Annotated in this window: 23 protein-coding genes; 17 read left to right on the top strand and 6 right to left on the bottom strand. The window is 72.2% G+C overall.

Features of this window, described 5'->3' with window-relative positions:
- Both KCQ71_RS07060 and KCQ71_RS07055 read right to left on the bottom strand, forming a co-directional pair.
- Positions 1-846 carry an NAD-dependent epimerase/dehydratase family protein gene (locus KCQ71_RS07060; RefSeq protein WP_223404286.1) on the bottom strand — a complete coding sequence of 282 codons (846 nt, stop codon included), beginning with the start codon at positions 844-846 and terminating at the stop codon, positions 1-3.
- A gap of 42 nt (positions 847-888) precedes the next feature.
- A complete protein-coding gene (locus KCQ71_RS07055) occupies positions 889-1,413 on the bottom strand; it encodes a hypothetical protein (RefSeq protein ID WP_223404284.1) in 525 nt (174 codons plus the stop codon).
- 69 nt (positions 1,414-1,482) lie between these two features.
- On the opposite strand from KCQ71_RS07055, the gene KCQ71_RS07050 reads away from it, so the two are divergent.
- Positions 1,483-1,977 carry a MarR family winged helix-turn-helix transcriptional regulator gene (locus KCQ71_RS07050; RefSeq protein ID WP_223404282.1) on the top strand — a complete coding sequence of 165 codons (495 nt, stop codon included), beginning with the start codon at positions 1,483-1,485 and terminating at the stop codon, positions 1,975-1,977.
- Between the two features lie 16 nt (positions 1,978-1,993).
- Here KCQ71_RS07050 and KCQ71_RS07045 read toward each other — a convergent pair whose 3' ends face one another.
- Positions 1,994-3,205 (bottom strand): hypothetical protein, encoded by a 1,212-nt coding sequence (locus tag KCQ71_RS07045; protein WP_223404279.1) that lies wholly within the window; start codon positions 3,203-3,205, stop codon positions 1,994-1,996.
- Positions 3,205-3,534, bottom strand: a complete 330-nt coding sequence (locus tag KCQ71_RS07040) for a PadR family transcriptional regulator (protein ID WP_156742562.1) — start codon at positions 3,532-3,534, stop codon at positions 3,205-3,207. The genes KCQ71_RS07045 and KCQ71_RS07040 overlap by 1 nt, the downstream gene beginning before the upstream one ends.
- A gap of 317 nt (positions 3,535-3,851) precedes the next feature.
- Between KCQ71_RS07040 and KCQ71_RS07035 the strand changes: the two genes are divergently transcribed.
- The 5 genes from KCQ71_RS07035 to KCQ71_RS07015 all read left to right on the top strand — a co-directional run bounded on the left by KCQ71_RS07035 (position 3,852) and on the right by KCQ71_RS07015 (position 7,697).
- The gene (locus KCQ71_RS07035) at positions 3,852-4,601 is read left to right on the top strand and encodes an IclR family transcriptional regulator (RefSeq protein WP_223404277.1); all 750 of its coding nucleotides are present in this window, start codon (positions 3,852-3,854) and stop codon (positions 4,599-4,601) included.
- A gap of 78 nt (positions 4,602-4,679) precedes the next feature.
- On the top strand, positions 4,680-5,705 hold the full coding sequence (locus KCQ71_RS07030) for a thiamine pyrophosphate-dependent dehydrogenase E1 component subunit alpha (protein ID WP_223404276.1): 1,026 nt from the start codon (positions 4,680-4,682) through the stop codon (positions 5,703-5,705).
- Complete coding sequence (locus KCQ71_RS07025) at positions 5,702-6,742, top strand: alpha-ketoacid dehydrogenase subunit beta (RefSeq protein WP_223404274.1); 1,041 nt, start codon at positions 5,702-5,704, stop codon at positions 6,740-6,742. The genes KCQ71_RS07030 and KCQ71_RS07025 overlap by 4 nt, the downstream gene beginning before the upstream one ends.
- On the top strand, positions 6,739-6,972 hold the full coding sequence (locus KCQ71_RS07020; RefSeq protein WP_223404272.1) for a biotin/lipoyl-containing protein: 234 nt from the start codon (positions 6,739-6,741) through the stop codon (positions 6,970-6,972). The genes KCQ71_RS07025 and KCQ71_RS07020 overlap by 4 nt, the downstream gene beginning before the upstream one ends.
- Before the next feature lie 167 nt (positions 6,973-7,139).
- The gene (locus tag KCQ71_RS07015) at positions 7,140-7,697 is read left to right on the top strand and encodes a GNAT family N-acetyltransferase (RefSeq protein WP_223404270.1); all 558 of its coding nucleotides are present in this window, start codon (positions 7,140-7,142) and stop codon (positions 7,695-7,697) included.
- A 6-nt stretch (positions 7,698-7,703) separates the two neighbouring features.
- On the opposite strand, the gene KCQ71_RS07010 is transcribed toward KCQ71_RS07015, so the two are convergent.
- Entirely contained in the window at positions 7,704-9,158 is a 1,455-nt protein-coding gene (locus KCQ71_RS07010; RefSeq protein WP_223404268.1) for a GMC oxidoreductase, read from the bottom strand.
- Positions 9,159-9,392: 234 nt separating this feature from the next.
- On the opposite strand from KCQ71_RS07010, the gene KCQ71_RS07005 reads away from it, so the two are divergent.
- The 4 genes from KCQ71_RS07005 (at position 9,393) to KCQ71_RS06990 (ending at position 13,969) form a co-directional block, all read left to right on the top strand.
- Positions 9,393-10,574 (top strand): Gfo/Idh/MocA family protein, encoded by a 1,182-nt coding sequence (locus KCQ71_RS07005; RefSeq protein WP_223404267.1) that lies wholly within the window; start codon positions 9,393-9,395, stop codon positions 10,572-10,574.
- A 75-nt stretch (positions 10,575-10,649) separates the two neighbouring features.
- The gene (locus KCQ71_RS07000; protein WP_223404265.1) at positions 10,650-11,654 is read left to right on the top strand and encodes a sugar phosphate isomerase/epimerase family protein; all 1,005 of its coding nucleotides are present in this window, start codon (positions 10,650-10,652) and stop codon (positions 11,652-11,654) included.
- Positions 11,655-11,879: 225 nt separating this feature from the next.
- A complete protein-coding gene (locus KCQ71_RS06995) occupies positions 11,880-12,515 on the top strand; it encodes a cytidylate kinase-like family protein (RefSeq protein WP_223404263.1) in 636 nt (211 codons plus the stop codon).
- A gap of 35 nt (positions 12,516-12,550) precedes the next feature.
- Positions 12,551-13,969, top strand: coding sequence for a glycoside-pentoside-hexuronide (GPH):cation symporter (locus KCQ71_RS06990; protein WP_223404261.1), 1,419 nt, complete (start codon positions 12,551-12,553; stop codon positions 13,967-13,969).
- Positions 13,970-13,980: 11 nt separating this feature from the next.
- Here the strand turns inward: KCQ71_RS06990 and KCQ71_RS06985 are convergent, their stop codons facing one another.
- Entirely contained in the window at positions 13,981-14,529 is a 549-nt protein-coding gene (locus KCQ71_RS06985) for a cob(I)yrinic acid a,c-diamide adenosyltransferase (RefSeq protein ID WP_223404259.1), read from the bottom strand.
- Positions 14,530-14,827: 298 nt separating this feature from the next.
- On the opposite strand from KCQ71_RS06985, the gene KCQ71_RS06980 reads away from it, so the two are divergent.
- From KCQ71_RS06980 to KCQ71_RS06950, 7 genes are all read left to right on the top strand, one after another.
- The gene (locus KCQ71_RS06980; protein ID WP_223404257.1) at positions 14,828-15,487 is read left to right on the top strand and encodes a hypothetical protein; all 660 of its coding nucleotides are present in this window, start codon (positions 14,828-14,830) and stop codon (positions 15,485-15,487) included.
- A gap of 13 nt (positions 15,488-15,500) precedes the next feature.
- The gene (locus KCQ71_RS06975; protein WP_223404256.1) at positions 15,501-16,622 is read left to right on the top strand and encodes a CbiQ family ECF transporter T component; all 1,122 of its coding nucleotides are present in this window, start codon (positions 15,501-15,503) and stop codon (positions 16,620-16,622) included.
- Positions 16,619-18,283, top strand: coding sequence for an ABC transporter ATP-binding protein (locus KCQ71_RS06970; protein ID WP_223404254.1), 1,665 nt, complete (start codon positions 16,619-16,621; stop codon positions 18,281-18,283). Before KCQ71_RS06975 ends, KCQ71_RS06970 begins: the two co-directional genes overlap by 4 nt.
- Positions 18,280-19,125, top strand: coding sequence for an ECF transporter S component (locus KCQ71_RS06965; RefSeq protein ID WP_223404252.1), 846 nt, complete (start codon positions 18,280-18,282; stop codon positions 19,123-19,125). The genes KCQ71_RS06970 and KCQ71_RS06965 overlap by 4 nt, the downstream gene beginning before the upstream one ends.
- 68 nt (positions 19,126-19,193) lie before the next feature.
- Positions 19,194-19,439 carry an AbrB/MazE/SpoVT family DNA-binding domain-containing protein gene (locus KCQ71_RS06960; protein ID WP_223404250.1) on the top strand — a complete coding sequence of 82 codons (246 nt, stop codon included), beginning with the start codon at positions 19,194-19,196 and terminating at the stop codon, positions 19,437-19,439.
- Between the two features lie 3 nt (positions 19,440-19,442).
- Entirely contained in the window at positions 19,443-19,847 is a 405-nt protein-coding gene (locus tag KCQ71_RS06955) for a type II toxin-antitoxin system VapC family toxin (protein WP_223404248.1), read from the top strand.
- Positions 19,848-20,005: 158 nt separating this feature from the next.
- A complete protein-coding gene (locus tag KCQ71_RS06950; RefSeq protein ID WP_223404246.1) occupies positions 20,006-21,199 on the top strand; it encodes an MFS transporter in 1,194 nt (397 codons plus the stop codon).
- Positions 21,200-21,223: the final 24 nt, after the last annotated feature.

Genomic DNA, 21,223 nt, shown 5'->3' with positions numbered 1-21,223 from the left:
TCAGCGTCGACCGTCCCGCCACGAGTGCAGCGGCGCATAGCCGAGGACACGGCGGGCCTTGTCGATCGAGAGCATGGTGTCGTGTTCGCCCAGGTCGCGCGTTATCGGCACGTCCGGGAAGACCTCGGCCACGAGGTCGGCGTTCGGGCGCGTCGTCACCGTGTCCGGGGAGGCGATGATGAACCGGTCGAACCCGGCCGCCTCGAGCTCGAGTGCGCGCAGCACGGCCTGCGCGCCGTCGCGCGCATCGATGTAGGACCACAGGTTCCACTTGCGCGCGAGCGGGTCCGCGTCGAACGGGAACGCCTCATAGTCCTCGGGGTACATCACGTTGGAGAACCGCAGTGCGATGATCTTCAGTGCCGGGTCCCAGCGGGTCAGTTCGATCGCCATCGTCTCCTCGAGGTGCTTCACGAGGGAGTAGGTCGACTCGGGCCGCGCCGGGTACTCCTCGTCCACCGGGAGGTACGGGGGCGGCGTGTCGAACGGGAGTCCGAGCACGGTCTCGCTGGAGGCGTACGCGATATTGGCGATCCCGAGACGCCTGGCGGCCTGGAACACGTGGAACGTGGACAGGATGTTGTTCTCGAACGTGGCGACGTCGCTGGCCAGGCCGGGCGCCGGGATCGCTGCGAGGTGCACGAGGGCATCCAGTCCGTCGTGGGTGTCGTCGATGCCGGCCAACGCATCCACCACCTGCCCGTGGTCGGTCAGGTCCACCCGCGTGAAGCCGGGCCCGCGCTCGCCGTACCGATCCAGGGCGACGACGGCGTGCCCCGCCTCCCGCAGGTACGTCACCACAACCCGACCCAGCTTGCCGGACGCCCCGGTCACCGCGATGTGCATGCGCCGAGACTACGCCCGCCGTCAGATGGCCGACAGGGCCGCTCACCCGGCCGGGACCGCCGTCGGGACCGGCACCGTGAGCGCGTGCCGCGCCAGCATCGTCAACCAGACCATCGTGAACGGGATGACCGTCACGTTCTTGATCGCCAGCTCCCAGGACTGGTAGGTCGCCCGCGCAGAGGTGTCCAGGCCCGTTCCGATGGCGTCGGGGATCACCTTCGCGACGATGGTCAGGGCCACCAGGAGCGCGGCGCTGGCGAGCAGCACGCCGGTGCGACCGTCGACGAACCGGCTCAGCCGGGCGCCCACCTCCGACCACGGCACGTCGGTGTCCGCGAACGCGCGCCGGATCACCCAGACCAGGAACAGCACCCGCACCCCCGCCGTCACCACCTCGCCGCCGACGCCGCCCGCCCACGCGAACCGCTCGCCCCCACCGACGGCGAGGAACCGCTGCACCGACGCCACCGCCCCGAACGCGAACACGATCGGGTAGTGCCGGACGAAGAATCCGCCGGCCGTCCCGAAGATCCCGATCGCTTCGCTCCAAGCACCGCTCCACCGCATCTCGCTAGCCTTTCAGTCGTCTAAATGGTTGAGTAGACTAAAAGATATCAGAAGGTGGAGGATGTGACCATGCCCGACGTGAAGAACGACGCACTGCCCGGCCAGAGGCCCGACCAGATGCCCGAGCCGGACCGGCTCGGGGCGGAGCTGAGCGACGCCGTCGTCCTCTTCCACGAGGCGATCGGCTCCCTGATGGGGCTGTCCGCCGCGGACCACAAGGCGCTCGGCATCCTGGGCCGGGAGGGGCCGATGTCCGCAGGCGAACTGGCCGAGCGCACCGCCCTCACGGCCGGCGCGGTGACCGGGCTCGTGGACCGCCTCGAGCGCGCCGGGCTGGCCGGCCGCGAGCGGGACCCGGGGGACCGGCGCCGCCTCGTGGTCACGGCGTCGCGGCCCGGCGACCCCCGGGTGGCCGAGGCGTTCGCGGGCCTCGGTGCGGCCATGGCCGAGGTGACCGCGCACTTCTCTCCGGATCAGCTCGCCGCGATCGCCGAGTGGGTCGCTCTCACGAGTGAGGCGCTGCGCGCCCAGGCCGCGGCGATCGCGGCTCGGCGCGAGGCGTAGGGCCGGCGCCCGTCCGTCACGGAGTGCCCGACGGCGACGCCTCCTCGCCGGATGCGCTCGGCTCCGCGGTGGGGGCCTCGGGCGTCGCGGTGGCATCGTCGACCGGATCGGTCGGCTCCGCCGCACCGTCGGTCGGCGTCGCCTCCGGATCGGTGGCCGGGTCGCCGGTCGTCGCGCTCTCGAGCGGGAACAGGGACGCCGCCGGCCAGGCCGGTTCGATCACGAGGGTGTCGGGGGCGGGCTCAAGGAGCCCGTCGTCGTTCGGCTCGAAGTCGTCCAACGCGTAGAAGCTGTACGGGAATGTGTTCAGCGGGACCTGGGGGTCGGTCGCCCCGAGCGGCACGTCGCCCCAGGTCCACTCGCCGTCCCACTGCGTCCACGGTCGGCCCATCTCGGGCTCGGTGAGCACCACGGGATTCCCGTCCTGGTCGACGATGCGCGCGTCGGCGATCGGCAGGCCGTCCGGGCCGTAGACGAACAGGTTCGTTGCCTCCACGCCGCCGACCCGCACCCCGTCGTTCGTGGCTGACGCGACGCCGCTGCGATACCCGTCGTCCCACCCCGAGTGGTAGCCGCCGTTGCCGCCCTGGGCGATGTGCGAGGCGGAGGCCGCGAAGACCGGCAGCGCGGCGATCGCGCAGATGGTGCTGCCGGTCAGCAGGAGCGCATGGACCCGGCGGCCCTGCCCGAAGGCACCCCGGCCCCACTGCACGCTCGCCACCACGAGTGCGATCAGGAACAGCCAGGCCCCGAGCGAATGCGGCACCGGTCCCGAGCCCACCATGGCGCCCAGGATCACGAAGACCACCCAGGCGCGCAGCAGCCACCACACCGGACGCAACGACGCGACGAACCCGGCGACGGCCCGCACCCAGCGGTTCTCGGCGGCCAAGCGGCGCCAGTCGGTCGCCAACTCGGTGCCCGCGTCGGCGAACACCTGGCCGAGCGTGCGGCGCGGGCGTGGCCCGGCGGGCGGCAGTTCGATCCCGGCGGCCTCGCGCAGCTCCTCGGCATACGTGCCCGGATCCCCGAACCGGGCGGCCAGGGCCGAGGCATCTAGCCCCGCCAGCGCGGTGGGGCCGGCGACCTGGTCGAGGAGGGCGTCGGTGAGGTCCGCCTCAAGTCCGCCGGTGAGCTCGTCCAGGGTCTCCGCGTCGAGCGCGGCCAGGTGGTCCCGGACGGCGGCGGCGTAGGCGGCCACGGCGTCCGATTGCGTCAGGGTGGACATCAGTGTGCCTCCGCCAGGTCGAGAAGATCGGTCATGGTGTGCGCGAACTCGTGCCACTGCTTGGTCTGCAGGTCCAGGGAGGCCCGGCCCTGCGGGGTGATGCCGTAGTACTTGCGGTGCGGCCCCTCGTCCGAGGGCACCACGTAACTGGTGAGCGCACCGGCGGCGTACAGGCGCCGCAGGGTGCCGTATACCGAGGCGTCGCCCACGTCGGTCAGTCCGGCGCCGCGCAGCCGCCGGACCACGTCGTAGCCGTAGCCGTCCTCGGCCCTGACCACGGCGAGCACGGCCAGGTCGAGCACGCCCTTGAGCATCTGAGTCGTGTCCATCGCCACTCCTTGATCGAGCGGGCGACCCTCGGCCGCCCAATGCACTGCACACTACTGCGGGATGCGCGGTACTGCGCGGTGCGCCGTCGGCGTGTCGAATCGCTCGGCCGGCCCACCGAACGTGCGATCGTGCGGCGGAACCGGCTCGTGAGCGGCACAACCGCACCCTCGCCGGCGGGAGCCGGGCCGAGAGTGCGATCGTGCGGCGCATTCGCGGCGATGGGCCGCACGATGACACGTTGGCGGCACCGAGGGCCGGCCCGATCGGGCTGCCCGCCGGGCGCACGCGGGCTACGCTCCCGTCAAAGGAGGTCCTCGTGGCGGAGCCGACCATCATCCACTCGGTAGTGCGAGCCCTGCGGCTGCTCGATGAGGTGGCCGAGTCGGACGTGCCGGTCACCGCCAAGCAGCTCGCGAGCCGAACCGGCACGGCGCTGCCGACCGTCTACCACCTGCTCCGCACGCTCGTGCACGAGGACTACCTGACCCGCACCGCCGAGGGGTACGTGATCGGCGACCACGTGGACCGGCTCCGCGGCACGAAGGTGGGCGGCCTGCGCACCGACCGGGCGCACGAGATCCTCAGCGGACTGCACGCCGACCTCGGCGCCGCGGCCTACCTGTCCGTGCTCGTGGACGGCGAGATCCAGCTCCGGGACATCGTCGACAGCCCGACGGCCCCGCGGGCGGACCTGTGGGTGGGCTTCCACGACGCCGCTCACGCCACGGCGCTCGGCAAGGCGGTGCTCTCGGTGCTGCCCGACGACGCCCGACGGGACTACCTCGAGTCCCACTCGCTCGAGGACCTCACGCCGCGTACCCTCACCGACCGGCGCGCGCTGCTGCGCCAGCTCGGCACGGAGTCGCGGTTCCGGCTGGACCGGGAGGAGTACTCGCTCGGCACCGTCTGCATCGCCGCGCCGGTGCCGTCGGCGACGACGGTGGCCGCCGTCGCGGTGTCCGTGCCCGCGCACCGCGGCGCCGACGTGCTCGCCCGCGCCGCGCGGCTGACCCGTGCCGCCACCCTGATCGCGCTGAGCACCGACGAGGGCGCTATCACCATCTGAAATAACGCACGTTGCCACCCGCGAGGCGCGCAGTGAGGCTGGATGCCCAGAGGGGAACGACCAGCCAACGGAGGCAACATGTCGACGACCACACCTGCGCCGGCGGTGCCGGAGCTCAGCGCCGAGGCCCGCCTCGGGATGTACTCCTCGATGGTGCTCGTGCGCACCTTCGAGGAAGCGATCCTGCGTGAGTACCACGCAGACAAGGGACCGGGCTTCGACATCGGCAAGGGGCTCATCCCCGGCGAGATGCACCTGGCCGCCGGGCAGGAGCCCGTCTCCGCCGGTGTCTGCGCACACCTCACCGCCGACGACGCGGTGACGGCCACCCACCGCCCGCACCACTTCGCCATCGCCCACGGCATGGCGCTGCGCCCCATGGCTGCGGAGATCTTCGGCCGCACCACCGGGCTCGGCCGCGGGCGCGGCGGGCACATGCACCTGTTCGACCCGGACACCCACTTCTCCTGCTCCGGGATCATCGCCGAGGGTTACCCGCCTGCGCTCGGCATGGCGTTCGCGTTCCGAAGCCGCGGCACTGACGCGATCGCGGTCGCCGTCACGGGGGAGGGCGCGGCGAACCAGGGCGCCTTCCACGAGTCCCTGAACCTCGCGGCGCTATGGAACCTGCCCGTCGTGTTCGTCGTCGAGGACAACGACTGGGGCATCTCGGTGCCTCGCTCGGCGTCCACGTCGATCCCGAACAACGCCGACCGGGCGGCCGCGTACGGCATCCCCGGGCACCGGGTCGAGGGCAACGACGTCGAGGCCGTCCACGAGGCCGCCGGACGTGCCGTGGCGCGGGCCCGCGCCGGGAGCGGGCCGAGCCTGATCGAGGTGCACACCCTGAGGATGTGGGGCCATTTCGAGGGCGACGCCCAGGGCTACCGGCCCGACCTCGCCGACGTCGCCGGCCACGACCCGATCCCCGCGTACGAGGACCGGCTCAGGTCCGCGGGGGTGCTGGACGACGCCACCGTCACCCGGGTCCGCGCGCAGGCGAGCGAGCAGGTCGAGGACGCCATCGCGTTCGCCAAGGACAGCCCCGAGCCCGATCCGGCCGACGTCGCTCTGTACGTGTTCGCCGAGGAGGCGCGGTCATGACTCTCACCGACACCGAGCAGGCGCCGCAGGCCCAGGGCGGGCGGCGGCTGAGCACCTCCAAGGCGATGGTCGAGGCCATCGCGCAGGAGATGGAACGCGACGAGTCCGTCTTCTATCTCGGCGAGGACGTCGGCGCCTACGGAGGCATCTTCTCCTCGACCACCGGCCTGCTGGAGCAGTTCGGCCCGAAACGGATCATCGACACCCCGATCTCGGAGACCGGGTTCATCGGCCTCGCCGTCGGCGCCGCGACCGAGGGCATGCGGCCGATCGCCGAGCTCATGTTCGCCGACTTCATGGGCGTGTGCCTGGACCAGATCTACAACCACATGGCCAAGATCGGCTACTTCTCCGGCGGCCGCGTGAAGGTCCCGATGGTGCTCACCACGGCCGTCGGTGGCGGCTACTCCGACGGTGGGCAGCACTCCCAGACCCTCTGGGGCACGTTCGCCCACCTACCCGGGATGAAGGTGGTCGTCCCGTCCAACCCGGCGGACGCGAAGGGCCTGATGACCTCCGCCATCCGCGACGACTCACCCGTGGTCTACATGTTCCACAAGGGCATCATGGGCCTGCCGTGGATGGCCAAGAACCGGCGGTCCATCGACCTGGTTCCCGAGGGTGAGTACACGGTCCCGATCGGGAAGGCCGCCGTCGCTCGGGCCGGGTCCGACGTCACCGTGGTCACCCTCTCGCTCTCGGTGCACCATGCACTCGATGTCGCGGACACGCTCGCCGGCGAGGGCGTCGACGTGGAGGTCCTGGACCTGCGCTCCCTGGTCCCGCTGGACCGGGAGGCGATCCTGGCGTCGGTGGCCAAGACCCGCCGGCTCGTCGTCGTCGACGAGGACTACCTCTCGTTCGGACTGTCCGGGGAGGTCGTGGCCGGTGTGGTCGAGACCGACCCGACGCTACTCACCGCGGTGCGGCGGGTTGCCGTCCCGGATGTACCGATCCCGTACGCCCGATCCCTCGAGTACGCCGTCCTGCCCCGCCACGACCGCATCGAGGCGGCCATCCGGAGCGTCCTGTCATGACCGACGTCGTCTTTCCCGTCCTGGACCAGACCAAACCCGAGACCGAGGGGGTGCTGGCCACCTGGTTCGTCGCCGATGGCGACACCGTGGCCTCCGGTCAACTGCTCGGCGAGGTCCAGGTGGACAAGGTCGACGCCGAGGTGACCGCCCCCGTCGCGGGCACCGTCCGCCTGCTCGTGGCCGAGGACGAGGCCGTCGTCCAGGGCGCGCCCATCGCGCGCGTCGAGTAGGAACAGGCCACGGGGCGCCGGGAATCCACCAAGGACCCGGCGCCCCGTGCTCCATCGTCGATGCCCGATGGCGGAGGTGCTTGGGGACTGCCGCTCACCGTGGCTGCTGTCCCCCGTGCGGGAAAAGGCCTTGTTCCCGCGTTCCGCGGGCACCTACCGTGCCGCGGGTGGAACCGAACGAACCGACCGAGATCCGCCGCGAGCGCCCAGGCGAGCGGGACGCCGTCGGGCAGGTGATCCGGGCCGCCTTCGGCGGCGAGGGGGAGCGGGTCGCCGCCCTCGAGAGCGCGCTGCGCGCCGGCCGGTGCGGGCGTGACGGGCTCGCGTTCGTCGCGGAGGCCGCCGGCGTCGTCGTCGGGCAGGTGCTGGTCACGCGGTCCTGGCTGGACGCACCACGCGAGCTCGTGGAGGTCGGCGTGCTGAGCCCGCTCTCGGTCGCGCCGTCCCACCAGGGGCGGCGGGTCGGGTCCGCCCTGGTGCGGGCGGCGCTCTCGGCGGCGGCCGACGTCGGGTTGCCGGCGGTCTTCCTCGAGGGCGATCCCGGGTACTACCCGCGGCTCGGGTTCGTCCCCGGTGCCACCCGAGGCAACACGGCGCCCTCGGTGCGGATCCCGCCGGCCGCGTTCCAGGTGGTGACGCTGCCGGCACACCGGGACTGGATGACCGGGGCGCTCGTGTACGCGGACGTGTTCTGGCAGCACGACTGCGTCGGCCTGCGCGGCTGACGAACCTCAGCCCGGCCAGTGCGCCACGAGATGCTCGGCCACCCGGAACGCGTTCGCCATGATCGTCAGCGTCGGGTTCACGGAGCCGTTCGTGGGGTGCAGCGAGGAGTCGCAGACGACCACCCGGCGCGCCCCGTGCAGGCGACCGTAGGGATCGGTCGCGGACGTCTGCGGCGAGGTGCCCATCCGCGCGGTGCCGCACGAGTGCTCGCCCGCCGCCGACGCCGTCGCGGTCCCGACCAGCCGGCGCACGCCCGCCGCACCGGCCGCGCTCAGCCACGTCGCGCCCTCGCGGGCCATGCCGTCGTCGATCTCCAGCGAGGCCGGGTGGACGTCCTTGCGCAGGGTCGCGCCCGGGCGTCCCCACCGGTCCCGGACCCGGGGGCTCAGGCCGACCCGGGACGTGGCGACCGGGATCTCCTGGCCCATCCCGAACACCCCGAACACGTGCGCCCTGCCCGTCCGCATCCACTCCTTGTGAGCGGCACCCCACTCGGGCACGCCCGGCGCGGGCGAACCCGCGGAGGTCAGCGGCAGCAGGCTCATCAGGTCCACGAGGACGCCGCCACCCCATGGGACGGTGGCCGCGTGCACGTGGTCGAGGGTGGCGATGCTGTGGCCGGGGCCGACGTAGGGCTTGACCGGCTCGTCGACGGTGCCGAGGATGCTCACGAACCGGTGGTCGTGCAGGTGCCGGCCGAGCTGGTCGTTGCCCAGGCCGGAGGCGAGCAGCAGTCGGGGGGTCTCCACCGCGCCCGCGGAGACCACCACCACGTCCGCGGCCACGTCGAGTGCGACCGGCGCTGGTCCCGACGCCCCGACCATCACGGTGACCCCGGCGGCGCCGTGCCCGTCGCGGACCTCGATGACCTCGGCGTCCTGGAGCAGGTCGCAGCGGCCGGTGGCGAGCGCGAGCGGGATGACCGTGTTGTGCGCCCCGTTCTTCGCGTCGACAGGACAGGCGTGACCCACGCACTGCGCGCACCGCACGCAGGCCGGGCGGCCGGCGTGCGGGACGCTGTTCAGGGCGAGCGGGATCGGACCCCAGCCCCACCCGAGGCCCTCCGCCGCCCGGGCGAGGAGTTCGCGGGCCGGCTCGCTGCCCATGGCCGGCATCGGGTAGCCGCCCGAGCGCGGCGTCCGCGCGGTGAGTGAGCCCTCGGCGCCACTGACGCCCAGCTCGGCCTCGGCCCGCGTGTAGTAGGGCTCCAGCTCGGCGTAGTCCACCGGCCAGTCCGCCAGGCTCGCGCCCTCGGGATTGCCGTAGACCTGCCGCATCCGGAAGTCCTCCGGCAGGAACCGCCACGCCATGCCCTGCCAGACCCGGGTGCCGCCACCGAGGACGTCGGCGTTCAGCCCGTACAGGCCGGCGTCGGTCGCCGCGTCGACCTCGATCGGGCCGGCGGCGGTATCCAGTTCCCGCGGGTACCCGGGACCGGGCCCGACCGTCGGGGAGTACACGGCGTTCCGTTTGCCGCGCAGGTGATCGCCGCGCAGCTCGGCGTTGCGGCGGGCCGGCGCCCCGCCCGCGCGGACGCCGGGGGGGGCCCCCCCCGCGGGCGCCCCGGGGGGGGGGTGGGGGGGGTGGGGGGGGGGGGGGGGGGGGCCGGGGGGGGGGGGGGGGGGGGCGGCCCCCCCCCCCCCCCCCCCCCGCCCCCACCGCATGAGAGAACACCACCGAGGAGAGAGAATTCGATGACCGCCAGTCCACCCTTGAACGTCGCGATGATCGGGTACGCCTTCATGGGCGCCGCACATTCGCAGGCGTGGCGCAACGCGCCCCGCTTCTTCGATCTGCCGCTCACGCCGATCCAGCAGGTCATCTGTGGGCGGAACCCGGAGGCGTTGGCCGCGGCGGCGGCGAAGCTGGACTGGCGGGACACCGAGACGGACTGGCGCACTGCGATCACCCGCGACGACGTGGACCTGGTGGACGTGTGCACCCCGGGTGACACCCACGCCGAGATCGCGATCGCCGCGCTCGACGCCGGCAAGCACGTGCTCTGCGAGAAGCCGCTCGCGAACACCGTCGCCGAGGCCGAGCAGATGGCCGCGGCCGCGGAGGCGGCCCGGGCCAACGGTGTGCTCGCGATGGTGGGCTTCACCTACCGCCGGGTCCCCGCCGTCCAACTCGCCCGCCAGCTCATCGCCGAGGGCCGCCTCGGCACCATCCGGCAGGTGCGGGCCCAGTATCTCCAGGACTGGATCGCGGACTCCAGCGCCCCGCTGTCCTGGCGCCTGGACAAGACCAAGGCGGGGTCGGGCGCACTCGGGGACATCGGCGCCCACATCACCGACCTGATCCAGTTCGTGACGGGCCAGGCGATCACCGGCGTCGTGGGGCTCACCGAGACGTTCGTGAAGGAGCGGCCGGTCGCCACCGAGTTCGCCGGCCTGGCCGGCACCGGGGGAGCCGAGCTCGGGCCGGTGACGGTCGATGACGCGGCCATCTGGCTGGCCCGGCTCGCCGGCGGCGCGATCGGGACGTTCGAGGCCACCCGGTTCGCGTGGGGCCGCAAGAACGGACTGCGGTTCGAGATCAACGGTTCGGCAGGATCCCTCGCGTTCGACCTCGAGGACCTGAACGTCCTCGAGTACTTCGACGCCGGCGAGGACGCGCGCACCGCCGGCTACCGCCGGATCCTCGTCACCGAGCCGGAGCACCCGTTCATCTCCGCCTGGTGGCCGGCCGGCCACGGGCTCGGTTACGAGCACGCCTTCACCCATCAGGTCGTGGACCTGGTCACCGCGGTCTCCGCCGGCGAGCAGCCCGAACCGTCCTTCGCCGACGGGCTCGCCGTGCAGCGGGTCCTTGCCGCAGTCGAGGAGAGCGCCCAGGGTGGGAGCACCTGGTTGGACATCCCGACCGCCGGCTGACCCGACCTGACCTGGCCGACCACGGACCAGCACGAACCGACCGAAGAGAACCCCGCAGCGAGGAGCAGAATTCCCATGGCACGACCGATCACCCTGTTCACCGGACAGTGGGCGGACCTCCCCTTCGAGGAGGTGGCCCGGCTCGCCAGCGAGTGGGGCTACGACGGACTTGAGATCGCCTGTTGGGGCGATCACCTCGACCCGAACCGCGCCGCGACCGACGACGACTACGTCCAGGAGAAGCTGGACCTGCTGGCCCGGTACGACCTGAAGGTCTGGGCAATCTCCAACCACCTCAAGGGCCAGGCCGTCTGCGACGACCCCATCGATATCCGGCACCGTGAGATGCTCCCCGATTCCATCTGGGGCGACGGCGACGCCGAGGGCGTCCGGCAACGGGCCGCCGAGGAGATGAAGAACACCGCCCGCGCCGCCGCCCGGCTCGGCGTCAAGACGGTGGTCGGGTTCACCGGCTCGGCGATCTGGAAGTACGTGGCGATGTTCCCGCCGGTGCGCGACGAGATCATCGAGGCCGGCTACCAGGACTTCGCGGACCGGTGGAACCCGATCCTGGACGTGTTCGACGAGGTCGGTGTCCGGTTCGCCCACGAGGTCCACCCCAGCGAGATCGCGTACGACTACTGGTCCACGGTGCGCACCCTCGAGGCCATCGGCCACCGGGACGCGTTCGGTCTGAACTGGGACCCGAGCCACATGGTCTGGCAGCAGATCGACCCCGTCTCCTTCCTCGTCGACTTCGCGGACCGGATCTACCACGTGGACTGCAAGGACACGAAGCTGCGCATGACGAACGGGCGTAACGGCCGGCTGTCCTCGCACCTGCCCTGGTCGGACCCCCGCCGTGGCTGGGACTTCGTCTCGACCGGGCACGGCGACGTGCCATGGGAGGACGCCTTCCGGGCCCTCAACCACATCGGCTACGACGGACCGATCTCGGTGGAGTGGGAGGACGCCGGGATGGACCGTCTGGTGGGCGCCCCGGAGGCCCTCGAGTTCGTGAAGAAGTTCGCGTTCGACGCGCCCGAGGCTGCGTTCGACGCCGCGTTCAGCACCCGCTGAGCCACGCCGCAGGGGCGTCCTCCGGTCACCGCCGGAGGACGCCCCTCGTCATGTCCGACGGGCACCGGCGACCCGCCGTTGGTCCGCTCGCCGGCGTGCGGAGGTTCCCGTAGCCTTCACGAACCGGACACATTTCGGAGCCGGTTCCGGCATGCTGGTACCGAGGTCTCGACGACGAGCGGCGCCGGTGGCAAGGTCGCCACCGGCACGGGAGGGGTGAGCGCGATGGAGGCCGATCGGCAACCGGCCGGCAAGCCGGTGGTCACGCTGTTCGAGCACTACGGCGCTGGTGCGCAGGCCGTGGGGACGAAGGTCGCCGAGGCTCTGGGACTGCCGTTCCACGGCCAGGCGTTCAGTTCCGAGGACATCGAGGGCGGCGGCCCGGACAGGCTTGCGCAGAACGCCACGCTGGCCACCGTCTACGCCGCGATGGGCGGCGCCTACGGTGGCTTCGACGGGCGGGACGTGGTGGCCACCCAGCAGGACAAGTACGACCTGGTCATGGACAACAACCGGACGGTCCGGAGTTACGCCGAGTCCGGCGGCGTCATCGTCGGCCGGAACGCCACCGTGATCCTCGCCGACCGCCCGAACACGGTGCACGTGCTGCTCACCGGTGCCCTCGTGGACCGGGTCGCCCGCGCCGCTCAGCAGGCGGAAATCCCGCTCGACCGGGCGGCCGCCCGCCAGCAGCGCGAGGACGACGTGCGCGGCGAGATGTCCAAGGTCCTCTACGGCTGGGACCCGCGTCTGCCGGACCGGTACGACATGGTGTTCAACACCAGCAGGGTGCCCATCGACGGTGTGGTCCGGGCCATCGTCGAAACAGTCCGCGCGCTCGCCGGACCCGCTCAGGTCTGAGGAGGACCGGTTCCGACTTCGTCGAAGGAGACGACATGACTGGAGCAATGCCCGCCGAGGCCGGTCCGCGGGCGATGACCCTGAAGAACTACCTCGGCTACGCGGCCGGGGATGCGGCCAACAACCTGAGTTTCACCATGGCCGGGATGTTCCTCATCCTGTACTACACGAACGTCGTGGGCGTCGAGGGTGCGGTGATCGGGACAATGTTCCTGGTGGTCCGCTTCGTCGACGCGTTCACCGACCTCGGCGCAGGCCGCCTCATCGACGGGCGCACGCCCGGAAAGATGGGCAAGTTCCGCCCCTTCATCCTGATCTTCTCGCTGCCGCTGCTGGTCTCGAGCTGGGCGATCTACTCGGCGAAGATCGTGTTCCCGGACATCGCCGGCACCGCGGCGATCGTCTACATGTACGTGACGTACCTGCTGATGGGTTCGATCTTCTACACGCTGGTGAACATCGCGTACGGGTCGATGGCACCGTCGCTCACCCAGGTGCCCACCGAGCGGGCCAAGCTGGCCGTGTTCCGTGGGTACGGCGCCGCACTGGCGGTGCTCGCGCTGGCTTTCGTGATCGCGCCGCAGATCTCGGGGAACGCCGAGGATCCGGGTGCGCTCCAGCAGTCCCTGTTCCTGACCACGGGCATCTTCGTGGCGGTCGGCATGGTCCTGTACCTGTTCCTCGTCTTCTCGAACCGCGAGCAGGTCACCCGGCCGGGCGTCACCGTCGGCTTCCTCGACAGCATGAGGACGCTCGGCGGCAACAAGCCGTTGCTGTGGCTCTCCGGTGGCGCGGTGCTGTTCCTCACCGGCCTGACGGCGATGAGCACCCTCGGCTCCTACATCGCCATCTACGTGCAGGGCAACGCGACGTACATCGCGTTCAACACACTGGCCCAGGTGCTCCCGCTGTTCTTCGTGGGCCCGCTGATCCCGCGGGTGGTGCGAACGGTGGGCAAGCGCACCGGCTACGTCACGTTCGGAGCGGTCGGCATCATGGGGGCCGTGGTGCTCGCCTTCGGGCCGCTGGACACCACGCCGTGGGTGGGGCTGATCGCGTTCTTCCTCATGGGTACCGCTGTCAACGGCGTGAACACCCTCATGTGGGCCCTCGAGGCGGACACCGTCGAGTACGGCGAGTGGCGCTCGGGGAACCGGACCGAGGGCACCACCTATGCCGCGTTCTCGTTCACCCGGAAGATGGGGCAGGCACTCGGTGGGTTCGTCGGCGGGTTCGCACTCACCTGGGCCGGGTTCAGCGCCGCGTCCGCGGCGGCCGGCGAGGCCCAGGCCGACGGGGTGTCGCAGAACATCCAGCTATGGGCGGGCGGGCTGGTCGGTGGCTTCCTGCTGCTCTCCGTGACGGTGATGTTCTTCTACCCGCTCACCGAGGAGCGGTTCCGGGAGATCACCGCCGAGATCGCGGCACGGCGGGCGGCCAGGACGGATAACTGAGCTGATCGTGATCAGTCGTGGCTGGCCGGCTCGTCCTCGCCGCCGGCGTGCCGGGCCAGGACGAAGAGCAGGTCCGAGAACCGGTTCAGATACGTGGACAGCTGGTGGTTCACCTCGACGCCCGACGCGCGCGCGGCCACCACGTGCCGCTCCGCCCGGCGTGCCACAGTGCGGGCGTGATCGAGGGCCGCGCTGACCTGATTCGAGCCCGGCACGATGAACACCGGTCGTAGCGGGCGCTGCTCGAGGAGATCGTCCATGAGGGTCTCCAAGGCGGTCACCATCTCCGACGTCACCAGGGAGACTCCCGGTTCGAGCCGGTCCCGGTGGAACGGATTCGTGGACAGGTCGGCGCCGCAGACGAAGAGTTCGCGCTGCAACCGCAGCACGAGTGCGGCGAGTTCGGTGTCGTGGCAGCAGGCTCGAGCGACCCCGAGCACGGCGATGGTCTCGTCGAGGTCGCCGCCGGCCTCCACCTGGGCGTCCCGCTTGGACACCCGGCCACCGAGGAACAGTCCGGTGGTGCCGTCGTCCCCGGTGCCGGTCGAGATGCTGGCCATGCCCCAGCATGACACCGCCGCCACACCCGCGCACGGTTGTCGCCACGCGGCCGTAGACTCCAGCCAACACAATCAGTCGACCCGAGATCAGGGGAAGCCGGTCCGAAACCGGCGCTGTCCCGCAACCGTGGGTCGCCCGCAGCACCGATGCGGGCGACGAGCCGGATCACCTGCTCGGGATCGAAGGCTCGACCCGTCGTGGACTGCGGGAGGAGCCCGAGTCCTCATCCCGCGCGCTCATGCCCGGGACCCGGGGGAGCGGGCCCACCCCGCGGGCACCCTCCCGGAAGGCTCCACCATGAGACACCCCAAGATCTCCACGACCGGCTGCGCGGCCGCGATCGCACTCGGCCTGCTCACCCTGTTGCCGACCGCCGCGAGCGCGGAAGCCGGCCAGGCCCCCACGGGCGGCTGCCTGACCGCGGACGACGGCGTCACCGTCGTGGTCGACTTCACCGACGTCGGCGGTGCGGTCGAGGTCGGCTGCGCCGAGGGTGACCCGGCGTCGGGCCGGGAGGCGCTGGAACTGGCCGGATTCACCCTCGCGGAGGACAGCGCCGGCCTGATCTGTGCCGTCAACGCCCAACCGGACCCATGCCCCACGGTGTTCGAGGGCAGCTTCTGGTCCTATTGGACGGCGGAGCCGGGGGCCGAGTGGGTCAGCTCCACGGTCGGCGCGGACCTGGCGGACCCGGTCGTCGGCAGCTACGAGGGCTGGCGCTACTTCGACGGCAGCGCCGGGCCCACCGTGACCGCCGCCGACGTGGCTGCGGGTGCCGAGGGTGCTGGCGAGACCATGGACGGATCGGCAGAGCCGGCCGAGTCCACGACCGACGCCGAGACCGAGCAGGGCTCCGGTGCCCCCGTCGGGGTGATCGCCGGGCTCGCCGGGGTCGTCGTCGTCGGCCTGGCGGCCGTCCTGGTGGCTCGCCGCCGCACGGCCCAGCGGGAGGACTGAGCGCCGACCGGCCATGACCACCTTCCAGCGCAGTCCCGGTCCACCGCCGGTCCCGGGCCCGCCCGTGACCGAGCGGACGGACCGGGTGTCCCTGCACCCTCTGGCCTGGTGGGCGTGGGGTGCGGGTATCGCGGTGGCGCTGACCCGCACCCAGAATCCGCTGGTCATCGCCCTGCTGCTCGCCGCCGTGACCCTGGTCGTGGTGACCCGGCGGGACGACTCACCGTGGGCCCGCGCGTTCGGTGCCTACCTGTGGCTCGGCCTGGTGGTGATCGCCGTGCGGGTGGCCTTCTACGTTCTCGTCGGGCTGCCCGATGGCAGCCCCGTGCTGGTCGACCTGCCCCGGATCCCGCTGCCCGGCTGGGTGGACAGCATCGAGCTGCTCGGTCCGGTGCACGCCGCCGGGCTGCTCGGTGCGGTCTACGCCGGCCTGCGCCTGGCCGCCCTGATCATCACGTTCGGCGCCGCGAACGCGCTGGCCAACCCGAAGCGGGCCCTGCGCTGCCTGCCGGCGTCCCTGCATCACCTCGGCACCGCCGTCGTGATCGCGGTGAGTGTGACCCCACAGCTGTTCTCCGCCGCCGCCCGGGTGCGCCGGGCGCAGCTGTTGCGCGGCCTGGACGGGCGCGGGCCGCGCGCGTTCGCCGGCCGGCTCATCCCGGTGCTGCAGGACGCCCTCGATCAGGCGCTCGCCCTCGCCGCCTCGATGGACTCCCGCGGTTACGCCCGTGGCCACCGGCCCGGCGGTGACCGCCGGGTCGGGGCGCTGCTGCTGGTGGCGCTCCTGGCCGGGCTGATCGGCACCTACGGCCTGCTCGATGGCACCGCGCCGGACTGGCTCGGCCCGCCGCTGCTGGCGGCAGGCGCTGCGGTCGCCGTGGTGGCCTCCGTGCTGGCCGGACGGCAGGTGCGCCGGACGCGCTACCGGCCCGACCCGTGGGGGTTACCGGAGAACCTCGTTGCCGCCTGTGGGGTGGCGGTGGCCGCGGCGATCGGTCTCGGAGCCGCCCTCGAACCCGACTCGGTCTCGGCGTCGCTGAGCCCGCTGACCTGGCCCACGCTGCCACTGAGCGGCGTGATCGCGGCCGGCGCCGCCGCGCTCCCGGCCGTGCTACCCGGGCGGAGCACCCGATGATCGAATTCCAGGACGTCTCCGTCAGCTACGACGGCACGCCGGCGTTGCGTGCGGCCAGCTTCACCGTGGGCGAGGGCGAGCTGTGCCTGGTCGTGGGGCCCACGGGATCGGGCAAGTCCACGGTGCTCGGGGCGGCCTGTGCCCGAGTGCCGCATTTCAGTGGCGGTCTGCTCTCCGGCACCGTGCTGGTGGCCGGCCGGGACACCCGCGACCACCTGCCCCGCGATCTGGCGGACGTGCTGGGGGTGGTGGGTCAGGACCCGCTCGCCTCGTTCGTGACCGATTCGGTGGAGGAGGAGCTCGCGTTCGCGATGGAGCAGCTCGGGGTGGCCCCGGCGCTGATGCGCAAACGCGTGGAGGAGGTGCTCGACCTGCTCGGCCTGGCACCGCTGCGCGGCCGCGCCCTCGCGGACCTCTCCGGCGGGGAGCAGCAACGCGTCGCGATCGCTGCGGTGCTCACCGCCCAGCCGCGGATCCTGGTCCTGGACGAACCCACCTCCGCGCTCGATCCGGGCGCCGCGGAGGACGTGCTCGCCGCGCTCACCCGGCTGGTCCACGACTCCGGCATCACCGTGCTGCTCGCCGAGCACCGGCTCGAACGCGTGGTCCAGTTCGCCGATTCGGTCATCTCGTTGACGCCCGACGGCGTGGCCACGGCAGGTGCGCCGGCGGCGGTTCTCGCGCACTCGGCTGTGGCCCCACCGGTGGTGGAACTAGGTCTGTTGGCGCAGTGGGACCCGCTGCCGCTCTCGGTGCGTGATGCCCGTCGGGTGGCCGGGCCGCTACGAGAGCGGGTCCGCACGGGCCTGGCCGCGGCGGTGGGAACCACCCGCACGGGTGCGCCGAATGACCGGGCCGACCGGACGCCGTCGGGCTCTGCGGCATTGCTGGCGGCCCGCGGGCTGCACGTGCGGTACGGCGCCGCACACGCCGTGCGTGGTGTGGACCTCGAACTGCCCGCGGGCGAGGTGGTGGCCCTGATGGGGCGCAACGGGTCCGGGAAGTCCTCCCTGCTCTGGGCGCTGTCCGGGCGCGGTCGGCGGTCGGGTGGCACCGCGACCCTGGCCGATGGCACCGACCCGGCGGACCTCATCCCCGCGGTGGCGCGCCGCGAGGTGGCCCTGGTGCCGCAAGCACCATCGGACCTGCTCTACCTGCCCACCGTGGCGGCCGAGTGCGCCGCCGCCGATGAGCAGGCCACGGCCGCGGCCGGGACCACTGCCTCGATCCTCGACTCGCTGACACCGGGCATCGACGCCGCACGGCACCCGCGTGATCTCTCCGAGGGGCAGCGGCTCGCCCTCGCGGTCGCCGTCCAGCTGGCGGCGACGCCACGGGTGCTGCTGCTGGACGAACCGACCCGCGGCCTGGACTACACCGCGAAGGCTCACCTGGTCGCGGCACTCGGTGAGTTGCGCGCCGGCGGGCACACGATCCTCGTGGCCAGCCATGACGTCGAGTTCGTGGCGCGGGTGGCCGGTCGGGTGGTGCTGCTCGCCGAGGGGGAGGTGGTCGCCGACGCTCCGGCCGAAGAGGTCCTGCGGGACTCGCCCACGTTCGCCCCGCAGGTCGCCAAGATCCTCGCCCCGGTCGGCGTGCTCACGGTCGCGGACGTGCGCGAGGCGCTGGCCGCGGGCGCGGCCGCCGAGGGACCGCCATGAGGCGGGATGCCGGCCCCGGCGCCGACGTGACCGCGGTCCCGATCGGGCGCCGGTTGGGCCTCACGCTCGCGCTCGCCTCCGCGCTCGGGGTGCTGGCGTTCGGTTGGCCGCTGCTGGTCGATGCCGGCGCCACGCTCGACGATGCCACCTCCGCCCCCGTGGTACTCGCCCTGGTGGTGGCCGCCGGGCTCGCGGTGCTCTTGGTGGGGGTCAACGACGGCGGCCTGGACGTGAAGGCGATCGCGGTGCTCGGGCTCCTCAGCGCCGTCGGAGCCATCCTGCGTCCGCTCGCGGCGGGCACCGGCGGGGTCGAGACCGTGTTCATCCTCGTCGTGCTCGGCGGGCGGGTGTTCGGCCCCGGGTTCGGCTTCCTGCTCGGCTCCACCACGATCTTCGCCTCGGCCCTGCTGACCGGCGGCGTGGGACCGTGGCTGCCGTTCCAGATGCTGGCGGCCTCGTGGGTGGGGCTGGGCGCCGGGCTGCTGCCGGGCCGGCTCCGGGGCCGATGGGAGATCGCGCTCCTGGCCGGGTACGGAGCCCTGGCCGCCGTACTGTTCGGGACGGCGCTGAACCTCTCGTTCTGGCCGTTCCTGATCGGCAGCGGCACCGAGATCTCGTTCGTGGCGGGCGCCCCGATGGGGGAGAACCTGCACCGGTTCCTGCTCTACAGCCTGGCCACCTCCCTGCCCTGGGACCTGGGACGGGCGATCACCACAGCCGTGGGGATCGCGGTCGCCGGGTATCCGGTGCTGGCCACGCTGCGTCGGGCGGCCCGGCGCGCCGCGTTCGGGTCCGGCGTCGAGACCAGGGCCGGCGTCGCGGTTCGCGGCGAGAGCCGGTAGCCGACGCCTCTCGCGTTCGCCACGGCTGCGGCGGTGGCATGATGGCGGGAAAATGGTAGATTTATGGCATGAGAACGACCATTGATTCAGCCGGCAGGATTGTCGTCCCGAAGGCACTGCGGGATGCGATGGATCTTGCGCCGGGGCGCGCGATCGAGATCATCTACGCGGATGGTCGCCTCGAGATCGAGGTGATCGCCACCGACGTCGAGGTGGAGCGCGTCGATGGGCTTCCGATCGCTGTCCCCGCCGATGACCTGCCTGCGCTCACAGTCGAGACCGTCCGGGCGACACTCGAAGAAGCCCGGCGGTAGGCAGTGGGCGGCGAGACGTGCGATACCAGTGTCCTCGTGCCGGCGGTGCTGCGGTGGCATGAGTTCCACACACCGGCGCGAGCCGCGCTGTCGGAGATCGTCGCCGTGCCGGCTCACGTGATCGTCGAGGCCTACAGCGTGTTGACCAGACTGCCGGCGCCGCACCGTCTCAGCGCGCGCAGCGCGAGTGAGCTCCTCGGGGCGTTGCCGTTCCCGATCGTGGGCCTCGCACCCGAACGGCATCAGTCCTTGGTCGCGGAGCTCGCGTCCCGCGGAGTCAAGGGTGGTGCGGTGTACGACGGTGTGGTGGCGGCGACGGCGGCCGAACACGGACTACGGCTGGTGAGCCTCGATCGACGTGCCTCGAGCACCTATGACGCCGTGGGCGTTCAGGTTCGCCGACTCTGAAGCCCGGCACGGTGCGGCACGGCCCGGTGGCCGAACCGTGCACTGCCGAGCCGCCGCCTGCGCACAACCACGGACGAACGGTCGGCTGCCGGCGAGGAACGGTCGGGTGCGCGCCGCGGCCACCGGCGAGGCTGGGTCTCCCAGACAGAAGGAGACCCATGTCCACCGGTACCTCGCTCGGCACCGCCGCGGCCACCACACCGAGCAGCACCCGTCCCGCCTCCTGGTGGGCCGTGGTCACCCTCGGCCTCGGCATCTTCACGCTCGTCGCGAGCGAGTTCCTCCCGGCCAGCCTGCTCACCCCGATCGCCGCCGGCCTCGGCGTCAGCGAGGGTGTCGCCGGGCAGCTGGTGACCGCCACCGCGGTGGCCGGGATCCTGGCCGGGCCGGCGATCGTGGCACTCCTGCCGCCGATCGACCGGCGCTGGGTGATGATCGCCCTGACCGGCCTGTCGATCGCCTCGAACGTGCTCGTCGCGCTGGTGCCGAACCTGGCCCTGATGCTCCTCGGTCGAGCCCTCCTGGGCATCTCCCTCTCCGGCTTCTGGGCGCTGTCGCTGGCCGTGGTCTCGCAGCTGGTGCCGCCGCAGCGGCTGGGCCGGGCGATGATGATCGTGAACACCGGCGTCTCGCTCGCCACGGTCGCGGCCGTGCCGATCGGCGCCTACCTCGGCGCGCAGCTCGGCTGGCAGGCTGTGTTCCTCGGCGCAGCCCTCGCCGGTGCGCTGACGCTGATCCTGCAGCTCACCGCGCTCCCGCGGATGGAGGCGGGCGAGCGTTCCGGGCTCCGGCCGCTGCTGGCCACACTGTCCACGCCGATCATCGCCGTCGGGTTCGCCGCGCTCGCGCTGCTGGTGACCGGGCACTTCGCGGCGTTCACCTACGTGCGTCCGATGCTTGACGAGGTGGACGGGATCACCACCGGCCTGCTCGCGGTGCTGCTCGCGAGTTACGGGGTAGCGAGCTTCGTCGGCAACCTGGTCGCCGGGCTGCTCGCCGACCGGCACCTGCGACCACTGCTCGTGGTCGTGCCGATCATGGTGGCCGCGGGCACCGTGGCGCTCGCCGTGGCGGGCACCAGCCTGCCGGTCACGATCGTCGCGATCGCGGCCTGGGGGACCGGCTTCGGTGCCGTCCCCACCATGGTGCAGACCTGGTTGGGCCACGTGGCGCCGGACCGGCTGGAGAGCGGGGGAGCGCTCACCGTCACCACGTTCCAGACCTCGATCGCACTCGGCGCCGCGTTCGGTGGTCTGCTGTTCGACACCCTCGACGTGGGCGCGGTGTTCCTGGCCGCGGCCATCGCGGCGGCCCTCGGCACGCTCATCTTCTCCCGGGTGCGCACCAGCTGAGCACGAACGCCCGACGGCGGCGGG

It is taken from the genome of Occultella gossypii (assembly GCF_019947135.1).
GTDB lineage: Bacteria > Actinomycetota > Actinomycetes > Actinomycetales > Beutenbergiaceae > Occultella > Occultella gossypii.
The sequence above is the reverse complement of the archived record's forward strand: the minus strand, read 5'-3'. Positions and strand labels throughout refer to the sequence as shown.

Coding starts and splice junctions, on each gene's coding strand:
- KCQ71_RS06960 (WP_223404250.1), top strand. CDS start 19,194: ATGAGAACGACCATTGATTCAGCCGGCAGGATTGTCGTCCCGAAGGCA.
- KCQ71_RS07040 (WP_156742562.1), bottom strand. CDS start 3,534: ATGGACACGACTCAGATGCTCAAGGGCGTGCTCGACCTGGCCGTGCTC.
- KCQ71_RS07030 (WP_223404276.1), top strand. CDS start 4,680: ATGTCGACGACCACACCTGCGCCGGCGGTGCCGGAGCTCAGCGCCGAG.
- KCQ71_RS06980 (WP_223404257.1), top strand. CDS start 14,828: ATGAGACACCCCAAGATCTCCACGACCGGCTGCGCGGCCGCGATCGCA.
- KCQ71_RS06965 (WP_223404252.1), top strand. CDS start 18,280: ATGAGGCGGGATGCCGGCCCCGGCGCCGACGTGACCGCGGTCCCGATC.
- KCQ71_RS07055 (WP_223404284.1), bottom strand. CDS start 1,413: ATGCGGTGGAGCGGTGCTTGGAGCGAAGCGATCGGGATCTTCGGGACG.
- KCQ71_RS06950 (WP_223404246.1), top strand. CDS start 20,006: ATGTCCACCGGTACCTCGCTCGGCACCGCCGCGGCCACCACACCGAGC.
- KCQ71_RS07020 (WP_223404272.1), top strand. CDS start 6,739: ATGACCGACGTCGTCTTTCCCGTCCTGGACCAGACCAAACCCGAGACC.
- KCQ71_RS07005 (WP_223404267.1), top strand. CDS start 9,393: ATGACCGCCAGTCCACCCTTGAACGTCGCGATGATCGGGTACGCCTTC.
- KCQ71_RS06975 (WP_223404256.1), top strand. CDS start 15,501: ATGACCACCTTCCAGCGCAGTCCCGGTCCACCGCCGGTCCCGGGCCCG.
- KCQ71_RS07000 (WP_223404265.1), top strand. CDS start 10,650: ATGGCACGACCGATCACCCTGTTCACCGGACAGTGGGCGGACCTCCCC.
- KCQ71_RS06970 (WP_223404254.1), top strand. CDS start 16,619: ATGATCGAATTCCAGGACGTCTCCGTCAGCTACGACGGCACGCCGGCG.
- KCQ71_RS06995 (WP_223404263.1), top strand. CDS start 11,880: ATGGAGGCCGATCGGCAACCGGCCGGCAAGCCGGTGGTCACGCTGTTC.
- KCQ71_RS06985 (WP_223404259.1), bottom strand. CDS start 14,529: ATGGCCAGCATCTCGACCGGCACCGGGGACGACGGCACCACCGGACTG.
- KCQ71_RS07045 (WP_223404279.1), bottom strand. CDS start 3,205: ATGTCCACCCTGACGCAATCGGACGCCGTGGCCGCCTACGCCGCCGCC.
- KCQ71_RS07050 (WP_223404282.1), top strand. CDS start 1,483: ATGCCCGACGTGAAGAACGACGCACTGCCCGGCCAGAGGCCCGACCAG.
- KCQ71_RS07025 (WP_223404274.1), top strand. CDS start 5,702: ATGACTCTCACCGACACCGAGCAGGCGCCGCAGGCCCAGGGCGGGCGG.
- KCQ71_RS07060 (WP_223404286.1), bottom strand. CDS start 846: ATGCACATCGCGGTGACCGGGGCGTCCGGCAAGCTGGGTCGGGTTGTG.
- KCQ71_RS06990 (WP_223404261.1), top strand. CDS start 12,551: ATGACTGGAGCAATGCCCGCCGAGGCCGGTCCGCGGGCGATGACCCTG.